Below are 13,679 nucleotides of genomic sequence, written 5' to 3' on the forward strand. Positions count from 1 at the left end.
TTGGATTACATTTGTAAAAATACAAAATTGAAGTTTACAAAATGAGCATTCAAAAAGAGGTTTCCTATACTGCCACAAATACCTATCATACGCTTAATGAGCTTACCGAAAAAACTAAGAATATTTGGATTGTTTTCCACGGAATGGGTTACTTGAGCAAATATTTCATCAATTATTTTTCAGAACTCAATGCTGAGGAAAATTACATCATTGCACCACAAGCGCCTTCCAAATATTATCAAGACAAAGCTTTCAAACACGTTGGGGCTTCTTGGCTGACACGTGAGAATACGCTGATGGAAACACAGAATATTTTGAATTATGTGGATTCCGTTTTTGAAAAAGAAATTATTGGAAAAACAAAAAACCTTATTGTTTTAGGATATTCACAAGGTGTTTCCATTGCAGCGCGATGGGTGGCAAGCCGAAAAATACAGTGTGATAAATTAATTCTCCATTCGGGAGGAATTCCAAATGAACTTCAAGCTGCTGATTTTGAATTCCTGAAACCTTCCGCCAAAGTTATTTATCTATATGGAAATAACGATCAGTACATCACGGAAGCCCGTAAAACCGAAGAACAGCTAAAAGGAAGCAAACTCTTTAAAGACCGCTTAAACATTGAGGTTTTTGAAGGTGCACATGAAGTAAACAGACAATTCCTATTAAAGATTTCAAAATAGTTTACTATTTTTAGTGCATTTCATCGAATAATTTTGCGCATTAACTTCTTTTGCATTTCTTTTACTACGCTTTAACAACCAATAGCCCCAAACTATGAAAAAGCTAATACTAACCTGCGTATGTATGTTTATAGCGTCAATAGTTTTGGCGCAAGTGAGCAAAGAAGAAAAACAAGTTCTTTTAAATCTTTATACCGCTACCAATGGTTTAGAATGGAATAACCAGTGGAACCTTGAAAAACCTGTGGAAACCTGGTATGGAATTACCGTGGAAAAAAACAAGGTTGTTGGTATTAATTTGTTGTTTAACAATTTAAACGGGAAGTTGCCAGCTTCTTTGGGACAGTTGGAAAATTTAAGAAAACTGGAGCTTTCCTTCAATCCAATTTCCGGAAGCATTCCTGCAGAGTTTGGTAATCTTGAACAACTGGAAGTCTTGGCAATCAACGGTACGGCTGTAAGCGGAAGTATTCCAGCGTCTTTGGGTAATCTTTCCAACTTAAAACAATTGCATCTAAGCAGCAATCAATTAAGTGGCACAATTCCCGAAAGCCTTGGTAATCTTAAAAAAATTGAAGTATTCAACGTGTTTGATAACGATCTTTTTGGCACATTGCCACAGGGGCTGGCCAGTTGCCAAAACCTAAAGCAACTAATGGTTGCGGAAAATAATTTTAATAACCCCAATGATTTTTCAGTGATACTACTGTCAAATTCGGGAGCAAAAATAGATTTACTTGAAAATTCCCCACATATTGAATCTTCCCAATCCATAATTGCTGTGGAACGGGATGAAAATGAAGACTAACACTATTCTATTATTTCCTCATTTCCGAGCGGCCCTTTTTAAGGGCCGCTTTTTTTAAAAACACGTTAAAAAACATATTTTACAGTTAAAATACATTGTAAGAAAAAAATATTTAGTAGATTGTCCCTGGTCTTTGAACCAAGTGGACCCCACCCACTCCAAAGACCTTAAAGCTTAATATTTGGTTAAAAAACAAGCTTTTAAATTGAGCGGCTCTTTTAGGGTCGCTCTTTTTTTTTATTTGAATGTTATCTGCTATGTTTTCTATATTCCAAATGAAGCTGATTTAGTTATATTTATGGTTATGATAAAATTTTCAAAATCACTTTTCAATAAACTTTATTGCTTCACAATTGTATTGCTTTTAATCATCTCCTGTCAAGATAAGCAAGCTTCCAATGAAAGAGCACCGGAAAAGCCCAACAATAGCGATACTTCCCTTGTACTTCTTGGGACCATACAGGATGGTGGTTCCCCTCACATAGGCTGTAAAAAGGATTGTTGCAAAAACCTCTTTGACCATCCCGACCCAAAAAGACAAGTGATTTCTTTGGGACTATTCGATAGTAGTACCAAAAAGAAATATCTATTCGATGCCACACCAGACATTACAACACAAATGAAAGCTTTAAAAAACTTTGGTGTGCAAAGCGAAAATGAGCTTGCGGATGGCATTTTTTTGACCCACGCCCATATAGGTCATTATACAGGCTTAATGTATTTGGGTAAAGAAGCTACAAATTCAAAAGACATCCCGGTATATGCAATGCCGCGGATGAAGACTTTTCTCGAAAACAATGGGCCTTGGAGCCAGCTTGTTAGTCTGAACAATATTGATATAAAAACTTTGGAAAACGAAACACCCATAAAACTTTCCAGCGAAATAAAAGTTACACCCATTCTCGTGCCACACAGAGATGAGTACTCCGAAACGGTTGGTTACCACATTCAGGGACCGAACAAAAGCGCCTTGTTTATCCCAGATGTTGACAAATGGGATAAGTGGGACAAAAACATTGTTGAAGAAATAAAAAAAGTGGATTATGCCTTTTTGGATGCCACCTTTTACAGCGGGGAGGAAATAAGTGCTCGCGATATATCTGGAATCCCCCACCCTTTTGTTATCGAAAGCTTGGAACGTTTTAAAGATTTAAACGAACAAGAAAGAAGTAAAATAATTTTTATCCATTTTAACCATACCAATCCTTTGATTGATATTAATAGCGAAGAAACTAAAAACGTCTTGCAACAAGGGTTTCGGGTTGGGCAGATTGGGGAGGTTTTTGAATTGTGATGTTCTTTTAGTTTGAATAGATTATAAACTAGTCTAACAAACAGTTTTATTAGTCTAATTGTCAATGTTATTAGTCTAACAGACAGTATCATTAGTCAAATAATCAATATAATTAGTCTAAATGTCGATGCTATTAGTCAAAACGTCAATTTTATTAGTCTAAACATCAATGTTATTAGTTAAACGGTCAATAGTATTGACTAAAAAGTTAGTTTTATTAGTTTAACTATCAATAGTATTAGTCTAACTGCCTATTAACCTATCAAATAATAGCTATTTACTACTCCAAACCATTTTTTAATTATATTTACCCTTCCTCCCCCATTCCGGCGTCTTAAAGATTATTGAGAGCTTAGATAATTTAAATTAAACAAAATATTTAATTAGTAATTCTATAATGACAACGAAAGAAGCGATTTTAAAAAGTTTAGATGAATTGAAAGGACTAAGTAATTACATGGAAATTCATGATCATATTATCCAAAATGGTTATTATGATTTTGGAACTGCTAAAACGCCTCCAGCTACTATTTCTGCTCAATTAGGCGAATTTATAAGGAATGGAGATACACGAGTTAAAAGAATAAAACAAGAAAATGGAAGCTATTCCTATTATTTAACTAAAAATGAATCTGAAATTGGAATAGAAGTTTTAACTGGTTCTTCTGAAATTACTGAACCAATTAAAACAAAACGTAAAACCTATAATGAAAGAGACTTACATAGACTTTTGAGTAGTTATTTAAAGAATACAAAAATTTACTCAAAAACGATTTTTCACGAACAATCAAAATACGGAAAAGACAATAATCAAATATGGACACATCCAGATATGGTTGGCATTAAATTTTTGAACTTACACACTAAGGTTAGTCAAAATTTTCTAAAATCAATTAATAGAATTGACACTTTTAAATTGAGCTCTTATGAAATCAAAAAAGAAATTAATTCTGATTCTGAACTTAAAAAAGCATATTTTCAAGCAGTATCGAATTCAAGTTGGACAAATTATGGTTATTTAGTTGCATTTGAGTTTAGTGATAGTTTATCAGATGAAATGGAGAGACTTAATCAATCATTTGGCATTGGTATCATTGAATTAAATTCAAATCCGTATCAAAGTAAGATTCTGTTTCCTGCTAATTATAGAGAACTTGATTTTAAAACTATTGATAAATTATGCAAAATCAATAAGGAATTTGAACAGTTTATAGAACAAACAGATAAATTAATGACAGCCCAAGAACGTTATTACAAATCAACTGAAAAGGAGCTGGATGAGTTCTGTGATAAATATTTTGAAAATGACACAGAAATTGAGAATTATTGTAGAGATAAAAACATTCCAATTGCAAATTAAAAAACTAGTCAGAAACTAAAAAAAACCGCAACCCTTTCAGGTTGCGGTTTTCACATTAATCTATTTCTAGAAGCTTACTTTACCTCTTCAAAATCTACGTCTTCAACATCGCTATTTTCTTCTCCGTTAGAAGAAGCATTACCAGCATCCTGTGAAGCATCACCCGCTGGAGCGCCTTGCTCTGCTTGGGCTTTGTACATTTCTTCAGAAGCAACTTTCCAAGCTTCGTTTATTTTATCCAAAGCAGGTTGAATATTGCTTACCTCCTTGGTTTCGTAAGCTTTTTTCAATTCTTCCAAAGCATTCTCGATTGGTTTCTTTTTATCATCAGATAATTTTTCGCCAAACTCTTTCAGTTGCTTTTCAGTCTGGAAGATCATTGCATCTGCTTCGTTCAGTTTTTCAACTTTTTCCTTGGCAGCCTTATCACTTTCAGCATTTGCTTCCGCATCAGCTTTCATCTTTTTGATTTCCTCTTCGGTAAGACCAGAAGAAGCTTCAATACGGATGTCCTGCGTTTTGTTGGTAGCCTTATCGGTAGCGCTCACTTTAATGATACCGTTGGCATCAATATCAAACGTTACTTCAATTTGTGGCGTACCGCGCTGCGCTGGTGGAATACCATCCAAATGGAAACGACCTATTGTTTTGTTGTCGTTTGCCATTGGGCGTTCACCCTGCAATACGTGGATCTCAACACTTGGCTGATTATCTGCCGCAGTAGAGAATACCTGACTTTTCTTGGTAGGAATGGTTGTGTTGGCCTCAATCAATTTGGTCATTACACCGCCCATAGTTTCAATACCAAGTGAAAGTGGCGTTACATCTAAAAGAAGTACATCTTTCACATCTCCGGTTAAAACACCACCTTGAATTGCAGCACCTACGGCCACAACTTCGTCTGGGTTTACACCTTTACTAGGTTTTTTTCCGAAGAATTTTTCCACTGCTTCCTGAACTGCAGGAATACGGGTGGAACCACCTACTAATATTACTTCATCTATATCGCTTTTGCTTAATCCAGCAGCTTTCATTGCTTTTTCGCAAGGCGCGATTGTTCTTTTTACAAGATCTTCAATCAGTTGCTCAAACTTAGCACGTGTTAGCGTTTTTACCAAGTGTTTTGGTCCGCTGGCGGTAGCCGTTACGTATGGCAAGTTGATTTCGGTTTGCGTTGAAGAAGACAATTCAATTTTTGCTTTTTCAGCAGCTTCCTTCAAACGTTGCAGCGCCATTGGGTCCTTGCGAAGGTCAAAATCTTCTTCAGCCTTAAACTCGTCTGCCAACCAGTTGATTATTTTTTGGTCAACATCGTCACCACCCAAGTGCGTATCACCATCAGTTGCAAGAACTTCAAAAACGCCATCACCCAATTCAAGGATACTAACGTCGTGCGTACCACCACCAAAGTCAAATACTACAATTTTTTGGTCAGTTCCTTTTTTATCAAGACCGTATGCAAGTGCAGCGGCAGTTGGCTCGTTTATAATTCTTTCCACTTTAAGTCCGGCAATCTCACCCGCTTCTTTGGTTGCGTGGCGCTGGCTGTCGTTAAAATATGCTGGAACAGTAATTACCGCACGGGTTACTGGCTGACCCAAGTAGTCTTCGGCAGTTTTCTTCATTTTCTGAAGAATCATCGCGCTCAATTCCTGCGGTGTGTACATACGTCCATCAATATCAACACGGGCGGTGTCGTTGTCACCTTTAACCACTTTGTATGCTGCGTGTTCCGCTTCGCTTTTTGATTCGGAATATTTGTTCCCCATAAATCTTTTTATGGAGCTAATGGTCTTTGTAGGGTTTGTAACCGCCTGACGTTTTGCAGGGTCGCCTACTTTAATTTCGCCACCTTCCACAAATGCAATTACGGAAGGAGTTGTTCTTTTTCCTTCGGCATTAGGAATAACTACTGGCTCGCTACCTTCCATTACGGCAACGCAGGAGTTGGTTGTACCTAAGTCGATTCCAATTATTTTACTCATATCTATAGTTTATTGTTATTATTTAAATCTGAAAATTTTTATTTACGGTCTGTATAAGACAATGATTGTGCCAGCGGAAAACTACTGCCATGATGGCAGAAACTTTTTTTGAATATATTGTTGGCAGTAGTTAAGCACCAAATCTCAAATTCCAAATTTCAAGAAAAAATAGGTCAACACTTTTGGAATTTGGAATTTGAAGATTTGGAATTTACCCGCAAAAGTTCCCCCCACTGCGTAGTGTAACGCGGGCTTCTTTCCTTTTTAATAAGCTCCCATTCATTGATTCGCGTTCCCACCAAACCTGAAGAAATGGTCGCTTTTCCAAATTTTCTGTTGATGGCATCAAAAGTTTCTATCAGCTTTGGGTTGTTCAGTTTTGAAGGCTGGTGAAACAGATTGCCTTGCACGTAATCCTGCGGAATAATACCCGTAAGGTTCACCCCCACTTTTTTGTAGCGATAACCCGGTTTATAGATTTCTACCAATGCCTTCCGCGCAGCTGAAATAATTTTGAAGGTATCATTTGTGGGAACTTCTAGGGTCACCGTGCGACTGTTTGAATATTGCTGGTCCACATTACTGTGATAATTGGTAATGATGAAAACCTGCACATAGGTAGCGCAGGATTTTTGGGCGCGAAGCACTTCGCTCACTTCGCTGATGTAATAGGCGCAGGCTTCCTCAATGCGTTCCAAATCCGGCAATTTTATACCGAAGGATTTTGCGGTGCCTATTCCTTTTTTGGGCGGCGGTTGTGTTATAAATTCATTGCATGGTTCTCCCCTCAACTCACGCCAAGTGCGCTCGCCCACCACGGTCATTTCCTTTCGGACCCATTGAAGCGGTAATTGGGTAAACTGAAAAGCATCAAAAACGCCTATATTTTTCAACCGTTCGGCATGCTTTCTGCCGATGCCCCAAACATCTCCTATCTTGCACCATTTCAGCGCCTCAATTCTTTTTTCTTCGGAATCTATTACACATACGTGGTTGTTTTCCGCTATTTTTTTCGACATTTTGTTGGCTAGTTTTGCCAGTCCTTTGCTAGGCGCAATTCCAACACCCACCGGCAATCCTGTATTTTTAAAAATTGTGTCTTTTATTTCGTGTCCGTAATTCTTCAACGAAACATTTTTCATTCCCGAAAAATCCGCAAAGGCTTCATCAATACTGTACACTTCCACATTTGGGGAAAACGTTCCGAGGATATTCATTACCCGCTGCGACATTTCGCCATAAAGCGTATAATTTGAGGAGAAAAAATTCACTTTATGGGCAATCAATTGATCCTTTATTTTAAAAACAGGTTCAAACATGGGGATGTCCGTAATTGCTTTAGCTTCTTTGTTTGCGGCAATCACGCAGCCATCATTATTGCTAAGCACCACAACGGGTTTTCCCAAAAGGTCGGGACGAAAAACCTGTTCGCAACAGGCGTAAAAACTGTTACAATCTACCAAGGCAATCATCGGGCGTAATGGATTATATAAGTGATAATTCCCCAAACGGTGAACTCTTCCTCTTCTTCAGAAAAACCAAACGGAATGCGTTGTATCTTAAATTCCCCTTCTTGAATTATTAATGCCAAGTCATCAAAATTTCGTGATAACGAACGGTCAATAATCAATACATCTTTATTGAGAATATTGTGTTCCTTAAAGGCATTTCCATCCACCCGAACAAAAAAAGTAGCATCGCGGTTCACAACAAGCTCTTGGTTTAAATCAATTGTGGGTTCCAAATAATGTGTTGCGGGGCTTGCAAAACCAGTCTGTTTTGAAACGCCCGGCTCGTGCCTACTTTTTACTTTTGTGAGTTTGCCTGAAGTGAAGATTTCCATAATTCAAAAATAGGAATATTTCCTATTTTATGGAATATTTCCAATAATAATTATGAACAAATACTACTTTCCTTTTAGCGGGATAGCGCAAAATTTCTTAGGTTTGAATTAAGATTGAATTTATGGAAAGTATCAGCGTTTTTGACATGCTAAAAATAGGAGTTGGGCCGTCCAGCTCCCACACTTTGGGTCCGTGGCGCGCGGCGTTGCGTTGGATTGGAGAGTTGAAAGAAAAAAACCAGTTTGAGGAAGTTACCGAAATTTCAGTAGATCTGTACGGTTCATTATCCCTCACAGGCAAAGGCCACGCCACCGATATTGCGGTAATGCTCGGGCTTTCGGGTTTTGACCCTGTAACTTTTCCTATTGAAAATATTGAAAAGGAAATTGATTTTATCAATTCAGAAAATAAATTGAAACTGAACGGCGAATTGGAAGTACCCTTTTTTCCGAAACAAAACATCATCTTCAACCGAAAGTTTTTGGAATTTCACCCCAACGGAATGACTTTTAGGGCCACGTTGAAAGATGGTTCCAAAAAATCTTCTTCTTTTTATTCAATAGGCGGCGGTTTTACTGTAAAAAAAGAACGGAAGCGCAAAAAAATTAAATTGGCAAAATTTGCCCAATTCCCCTTCCCTATTGAAAAAGGAACGGAACTATTGGCATATTGCAAAGCCGAAGGAAAAAGCATTTCTGAAATAGTTTTGGAAAACGAAAAATCACTGCGAAGCGAAGCCGAAATAAACGACGGTTTAAAGAAAATCTGGAATGTAATGCTAGATTCCATGTACGTTGGCGCCCATACGGAAGGCACCTTGCCGGGCGGACTCAACGTAACGCGCCGTGCTTTTGAAATGAACAAGAACCTAATTGGCGACAGCAAATACACAAATGCCGAGGAATGGATTGCCGCAATCAGAAACACCGAAGTAAAGTTCCGTCAAATTCTGAAATGGGTTTCGTGTTTTGCCTTGGCCGTAAACGAAGTAAATGCATCATTGGGACGGGTTGTTACCGCTCCCACAAACGGAAGCGCAGGGGTTATTCCTGCCGTGATGATGTATTATATGGTGATTGAAAATCACGATGCAAACTTTGAGGATGTCCGTAAATTTTTGCTTACTTCGGGCGAAATCGGGAGTATTTTCAAAAAAGGCTCTACTATTTCCGCTGCTATGGGCGGCTGCCAAGCAGAGATTGGAGTTTCCTCTTCAATGGCGGCTGGAGCTTTGTGCGAATTGATGGGCGGAACTCCAGAACAATGCTTAATGGCCAGTGAAATTGCAATGGAACATCATTTGGGCATGACTTGCGACCCGATTGCCGGCTTGGTTCAAATTCCTTGTATTGAGCGCAATGCAATGGGTGCCATAAAAGCAATCAACGCCTGTGAAATGGCTCTGGACAGTGATCCAAGTAAAGCCAAAGTACCGCTTGATAAAGTGATTGCCACTATGTGGGAAACCGCAAAAGATATGACGTCTAAATACAAAGAAACCAGTGAAGGTGGCTTAGCGGTGCAAGTAAATATAAGTGATTGTTAAAATAAAATTCCAAATCTCAAATTCCAAATTCCAAAAATCGTAAATCGTAAATCGTAAATTATTTGCAATCTTCTTTTCTTCGGGAATCTATAATGTGAATTATCTTCCAACCCTCATCAAATTTTGTGAGCGTAAAGGAATTTGCGCCACAATGGCTAAAATTTCCGTTGAACCAAAATTCATAGGGAGTCCAAACATGGGCCAGATTTCCGTCAATTTCAATTTTATAGCCAAGTAAACGTTCATCCCATTTCTGATCGGCGGGACGGTAAGCAATAGCATTTACAAAATTATTTGCTTCCTCGCTATTTAACTTATGGCTTCCGTTTTTATCAGTAAAAACAGTTTGCATTATTATATTTTCTGCCATTACCGACTTCATTAAAACGGTATCTCCTTTGTGAAAACCTTCAAAAAAAGTGTCGATTACATTTTTTGCGTCTGTATCGGAAAAAGCATTTTGCGAAAAGGAATTTGTAAAAGCGCTAAAGCAAAGTAAAAAGACGGAAAACTTCATAAGTACATATTAAAAGAGTGAACTTCAAAATTAGTACTTTTACCCTCCAATTTGTTACAACTATGAGCACAGCAAAAAAAGAATACAAGCGCATCACTACCAAAACGCTGGTAGATATGAAAAAGAAAGGCGAAAAAATCTCTATGCTTACGGCCTATGATTTTACGATGGCTAAAATTGTGGATAGCGCCGGGATAGATGTGATTTTGGTTGGCGATTCTGCCAGTAATGTAATGGCCGGTCACGAAACTACACTACCTATAACTTTAGATCAGATGATTTATCACGCCGCTTCTGTGGTTCGTGCTATTGAGCGAAGTTTGGTTGTGGTTGATTTGCCTTTCGGAAGTTACCAAAGTGACCCGAAAGAAGCGCTTCGTTCAGCAATTAGAATTATGAAAGAAAGTGGAGGACACGCTGTGAAACTTGAAGGCGGAAAAGAAATAAAAGAATCGATAAAACGGATTTTAAACGCAGGGATTCCCGTGATGGGCCACTTGGGCTTGACGCCACAATCCATCTATAAATTTGGAACATATACCGTTCGCGCAAAAGAAGAAGAGGAAGCAGAAAAATTGCTTGAAGACGCAATTTTACTTGAAAAAGCAGGTTGTTTCGCAGTGGTTTTGGAAAAAGTTCCCGCCAAATTGGCAAAAGAGGTTGCTGAAAAAATTAGCATCCCCGTAATAGGCATAGGTGCCGGGAATGGTGTGGATGGCCAAGTTTTGGTTACCCACGATATGATTGGGATGACGCACGAATTCAATCCGCGCTTTCTTCGACGTTATTTGGATTTATATACTGAAATGAAAAGTGCTTTCAGTAAATACAGCGCAGACGTGAAAAGCGGTGATTTTCCAAACGATACTGAACAATACTAATTATAAGACCTTTAGATTATTGGATTTTTAGATTATTAGAAAGAAATCCAGCAATCTAAAATTCTAACAATACAACATTCTGATAATCCAACAATCCAAGCTACATAGCACCAAAGACAATCTTCAAGTTTTATTTGAAGACAATCATTTAATTGTTGTAAACAAACGGCCCGGTGATATTGTGCAGGGCGACAAAACGGGCGATGCTCCTCTTTCCGAAGTTGTAAAGGAATATATTGCGGAAAAATACAACAAACCAGGGGCGGTATTTCTTGGAGTAGTTCACAGATTAGACCGACCTACAAGCGGAATTGTAGTTTTTGCAAGAACGTCAAAAGCATTGGCACGATTGAATAAAATGTTTTCAGAAAGGGAAACCGAAAAAATATATTGGGCAATCGTGAAAAACACGCCGCCCAATACGGAAGATACTTTGAAGCATTATTTAAAAAGAAACCCAAAACAGAACAAATCCTTCGCGCATATTAAAGAAGTACCGGACAGTAAAAAAGCGGTGCTTCATTACAAAATTTTGAAAAAACTGGATAATTACTATTTGCTGGAAGTGATTCTTGAAACGGGCAGACACCATCAAATCCGTTCACAACTTTCGGCCATTGGCTGCCCTATTAAAGGCGATTTAAAATACGGTTTTGATAGAAGCAATGCAGATGGAAGTATTCATCTTCACGCGAAAAAGTTAAGTTTAGTTCATCCGGTCCAAAAAGAGGAAATTACTATTGAAGCGCCAACTCCCGATGATGCGGTTTGGAATGCGTGCAATTAAAGCTTTATCAAATTTTTCTTTAAAGCAAAGATTACCAAACCGACCCTGTTTTTTATTTTGAGACGTTTAAAAAGGTCTTGCCTATAGCCGTCTATGGTTTTTGGGCTTAAATCCATTACATCTGCTATTTCCTTATAGGTCATTTCTGAACAGGCCAACTGTATAAAGGTCAGCTCGTTTTCCTTAAAATTCATAATCATTCCCTCCTCATCGGGACTGATGGAATGCAACAAGGTTTCGGAAACTTTCTCTGAATGGTAAAACCCTCTTTCCATCAATTCATTCAATGCTGTATTTAAAATTTCAGGGTGAATATCTTTCAGCAAATATCCTTTTGCGCCTTTGCGGAGCATTTTCAGGATTGTTTGCTCATCATCTTCCATAGAAAGTGCTAGTACCTTTATTTTTGGATAATTTGCTGTAATCCACTCAGCTGTTTCAAACCCATTCATTACGGGCATATTTATATCGAGCAAAACAATTTCGGGCAACACTTCCCTTTCCTCTATAAAGTCTTTAAATTCTTTCCCGTTCTTTGCGTGGAAAAGTACTCTGAAATGTGAAAAGGAATTGATGAGTTTTTCCAATGAGCGCGCAAAAAGAGAGTGGTCGTCAACAATTGCAACAGTATGTTTGTCTGCTAAGTTCATTGGGAATTTTTATATGGATAACTCAAAAATAATTGGGTGCCTTTTCCTACTTCCGAAACAATTGAAAAATCTGCATTAATAAGGGCGGCTCGACTTCTCATGGTTTCCATTCCAGAACTGTCTGTTTTTACGGAAGTGTCAAAACCTACACCATCATCAATTGCAGTTATATCCAAGGATTTTTCTTTATAATCTAAATGTACGAATAATTTTGAAGCTCTTGCATGTTTCACAACATTTGATAGGAATTCTTGAAGAATTCGAAAAATAATGATCTCGTTTTCGCTGTTTATTGGTATTATATCTCCAGTAATCTTTAACGAAGCGTCCAAATAACCCAATCTTTTAAATCGGTCAAGTTCCACTTGCAGCGATGCCAAGAGTCCATTTTTAAGCACTACATCGTTATTGAGCACTTTTGAAAGCGTTCTTATTTCTTGTACGGTTTCCTGCACGATGCTTTTGGTTTCACTTACTTGATCATGGAAATTCATAGGGATGGCATTCATCAAAACATTCAGTTGAATATTTGCGACAGAAAGTAACTGTCCCACATTGTCGTGCAATTCCCAAGCAATGTTCTTAAGGGTTTGTTCCTGAATTTCTATTTGAGAGTCTGCAAGTTCGCGCTGGTAGCGTTGCTCTGCTTCATAGCGTTCCTTTAAAAATTTATTTTTTCGCCGTTGAAAAGCTACAACAAAAACAATTGCAAAAACTGTAAAGAACAGCAATACCGCAATAAAGTAAACTATTAAAAGCTTTTCTTGGGGAAGTAAGGGTCCTTTTTCCGTAAGCATATTAAAAATCCAGCTATATAGATGGAATAAAGTAAATAATTGATCCCAAAGATAACCTGTCTATACAAACTGACAAAACTGGGGTCAATGGAATTACTGTAATAAGAGCTATAAAGAAATAAAGGGGTCGTACATAGGTGGAAGATCAATGCTCCCACCGAAACATAGAAGGGCAAACTTTTTTGAACCTGCAATATCTGGTCACTTTTCAGCAATTCCAAATAATAGAAAGCAATGCTGAGGAAGACGAGCAAGGTTCCCAATATATTGGAGATTGGCATGAATTTTATAAAGAATTCCCCCGAAAAAACAATTTCCAAAATACTTACTATTAAAAACACAACCGAAACCCGATTAAGAATAACGATAGAACTTTTGGAAGACAAATACCACTTAAAATAATTTATATAGAATAAATAACTTATTATGGAAGAAATATTTCCCCACCAGTAATTTGTCTCGAAGGGAGTTCCTTTTAAAAAATGCAAAAATCCAGTATTTACAAAATAGGCATACCAACTAAAAAG

14 protein-coding genes are annotated in these 13,679 nt (G+C 37.8%); 7 read left to right on the plus strand and 7 right to left on the minus strand.

Annotation, left to right across the window (positions count from 1 at the left end; genetic code table 11):
* Positions 1-41: 41 nt before the first annotated feature.
* The 4 genes from A7A78_RS07815 (at position 42) to A7A78_RS07830 (ending at position 4,145) form a co-directional block, all read left to right on the plus strand.
* Complete coding sequence (locus A7A78_RS07815; protein ID WP_068761904.1) at positions 42-683, plus strand: alpha/beta hydrolase; 642 nt, start codon at positions 42-44, stop codon at positions 681-683.
* A 94-nt stretch (positions 684-777) separates the two neighbouring features.
* Positions 778-1,491 (plus strand): leucine-rich repeat domain-containing protein, encoded by a 714-nt coding sequence (locus A7A78_RS07820; protein WP_068761905.1) that lies wholly within the window; start codon positions 778-780, stop codon positions 1,489-1,491.
* 304 nt (positions 1,492-1,795) lie between these two features.
* A complete protein-coding gene (locus A7A78_RS07825; RefSeq protein WP_068761917.1) occupies positions 1,796-2,785 on the plus strand; it encodes an MBL fold metallo-hydrolase in 990 nt (329 codons plus the stop codon).
* Positions 2,786-3,182: 397 nt separating this feature from the next.
* Positions 3,183-4,145 (plus strand): hypothetical protein, encoded by a 963-nt coding sequence (locus A7A78_RS07830; RefSeq protein WP_068761906.1) that lies wholly within the window; start codon positions 3,183-3,185, stop codon positions 4,143-4,145.
* A gap of 74 nt (positions 4,146-4,219) precedes the next feature.
* On the opposite strand, the gene dnaK is transcribed toward A7A78_RS07830, so the two are convergent.
* The 3 genes from dnaK to A7A78_RS07845 all read right to left on the minus strand — a co-directional run bounded on the left by dnaK (position 4,220) and on the right by A7A78_RS07845 (position 7,973).
* A complete protein-coding gene (gene dnaK, locus A7A78_RS07835) occupies positions 4,220-6,130 on the minus strand; it encodes a molecular chaperone DnaK (protein WP_068761907.1) in 1,911 nt (636 codons plus the stop codon).
* A gap of 173 nt (positions 6,131-6,303) precedes the next feature.
* Entirely contained in the window at positions 6,304-7,602 is a 1,299-nt protein-coding gene (locus A7A78_RS07840; protein WP_094746077.1) for a Y-family DNA polymerase, read from the minus strand.
* Positions 7,599-7,973: a S24 family peptidase gene (locus A7A78_RS07845; protein ID WP_068761909.1), complete on the minus strand. Its 375-nt coding sequence runs from the start codon at positions 7,971-7,973 to the stop codon at positions 7,599-7,601. Before A7A78_RS07845 ends, A7A78_RS07840 begins: the two co-directional genes overlap by 4 nt.
* A 122-nt stretch (positions 7,974-8,095) precedes the next feature.
* On the opposite strand from A7A78_RS07845, the gene A7A78_RS07850 reads away from it, so the two are divergent.
* Positions 8,096-9,520, plus strand: coding sequence for an L-serine ammonia-lyase (locus A7A78_RS07850; RefSeq protein WP_068761910.1), 1,425 nt, complete (start codon positions 8,096-8,098; stop codon positions 9,518-9,520).
* 58 nt (positions 9,521-9,578) lie between these two features.
* On the opposite strand, the gene A7A78_RS07855 is transcribed toward A7A78_RS07850, so the two are convergent.
* Positions 9,579-10,037, minus strand: a complete 459-nt coding sequence (locus A7A78_RS07855) for a nuclear transport factor 2 family protein (RefSeq protein WP_068761911.1) — start codon at positions 10,035-10,037, stop codon at positions 9,579-9,581.
* Positions 10,038-10,099: 62 nt separating this feature from the next.
* On the opposite strand from A7A78_RS07855, the gene panB reads away from it, so the two are divergent.
* Entirely contained in the window at positions 10,100-10,918 is an 819-nt protein-coding gene (panB, locus tag A7A78_RS07860; protein ID WP_068761912.1) for a 3-methyl-2-oxobutanoate hydroxymethyltransferase, read from the plus strand.
* Positions 10,919-11,003: 85 nt separating this feature from the next.
* Positions 11,004-11,705: an RluA family pseudouridine synthase gene (locus A7A78_RS07865; RefSeq protein WP_068761913.1), complete on the plus strand. Its 702-nt coding sequence runs from the start codon at positions 11,004-11,006 to the stop codon at positions 11,703-11,705.
* On the opposite strand, the gene A7A78_RS07870 is transcribed toward A7A78_RS07865, so the two are convergent.
* From A7A78_RS07870 to A7A78_RS15215, 3 genes are all read right to left on the minus strand, one after another.
* Positions 11,702-12,355, minus strand: coding sequence for a response regulator transcription factor (locus A7A78_RS07870; RefSeq protein ID WP_068761914.1), 654 nt, complete (start codon positions 12,353-12,355; stop codon positions 11,702-11,704). The two genes, A7A78_RS07865 and A7A78_RS07870, sit on opposite strands and share 4 nt — an antisense overlap.
* A complete protein-coding gene (locus A7A78_RS07875; RefSeq protein WP_068761915.1) occupies positions 12,352-13,152 on the minus strand; it encodes a sensor histidine kinase in 801 nt (266 codons plus the stop codon). Before A7A78_RS07875 ends, A7A78_RS07870 begins: the two co-directional genes overlap by 4 nt.
* Positions 13,107-13,679 (minus strand): hypothetical protein (locus tag A7A78_RS15215; protein ID WP_207489343.1); only part of this gene is annotated, 573 nt, incomplete at its 5' end. The genes A7A78_RS07875 and A7A78_RS15215, both read right to left, overlap by 46 nt.

Origin of the sequence: Aequorivita soesokkakensis (assembly GCF_001641085.1) — a bacterium.
GTDB lineage: Bacteria > Bacteroidota > Bacteroidia > Flavobacteriales > Flavobacteriaceae > Aequorivita > Aequorivita soesokkakensis.

What these genes read in the sequence shown, in the direction of transcription:
- A7A78_RS07825 (WP_068761917.1), top strand. Translation starts at nt 1,796, where the DNA reads ATGATAAAATTTTCAAAATCACTTTTCAATAAACTTTATTGCTTCACA.
- A7A78_RS07850 (WP_068761910.1), top strand. Translation starts at nt 8,096, where the DNA reads ATGGAAAGTATCAGCGTTTTTGACATGCTAAAAATAGGAGTTGGGCCG.
- A7A78_RS07845 (WP_068761909.1), bottom strand. Translation starts at nt 7,973, where the DNA reads ATGGAAATCTTCACTTCAGGCAAACTCACAAAAGTAAAAAGTAGGCAC.
- A7A78_RS07830 (WP_068761906.1), top strand. Translation starts at nt 3,183, where the DNA reads ATGACAACGAAAGAAGCGATTTTAAAAAGTTTAGATGAATTGAAAGGA.
- A7A78_RS07855 (WP_068761911.1), bottom strand. Translation starts at nt 10,037, where the DNA reads ATGAAGTTTTCCGTCTTTTTACTTTGCTTTAGCGCTTTTACAAATTCC.
- A7A78_RS07840 (WP_094746077.1), bottom strand. Translation starts at nt 7,602, where the DNA reads ATGATTGCCTTGGTAGATTGTAACAGTTTTTACGCCTGTTGCGAACAG.
- A7A78_RS07820 (WP_068761905.1), top strand. Translation starts at nt 778, where the DNA reads ATGAAAAAGCTAATACTAACCTGCGTATGTATGTTTATAGCGTCAATA.
- A7A78_RS07815 (WP_068761904.1), top strand. Translation starts at nt 42, where the DNA reads ATGAGCATTCAAAAAGAGGTTTCCTATACTGCCACAAATACCTATCAT.
- A7A78_RS07875 (WP_068761915.1), bottom strand. Translation starts at nt 13,152, where the DNA reads ATGCTTACGGAAAAAGGACCCTTACTTCCCCAAGAAAAGCTTTTAATA.
- panB (WP_068761912.1), top strand. Translation starts at nt 10,100, where the DNA reads ATGAGCACAGCAAAAAAAGAATACAAGCGCATCACTACCAAAACGCTG.
- A7A78_RS07870 (WP_068761914.1), bottom strand. Translation starts at nt 12,355, where the DNA reads ATGAACTTAGCAGACAAACATACTGTTGCAATTGTTGACGACCACTCT.
- dnaK (WP_068761907.1), bottom strand. Translation starts at nt 6,130, where the DNA reads ATGAGTAAAATAATTGGAATCGACTTAGGTACAACCAACTCCTGCGTT.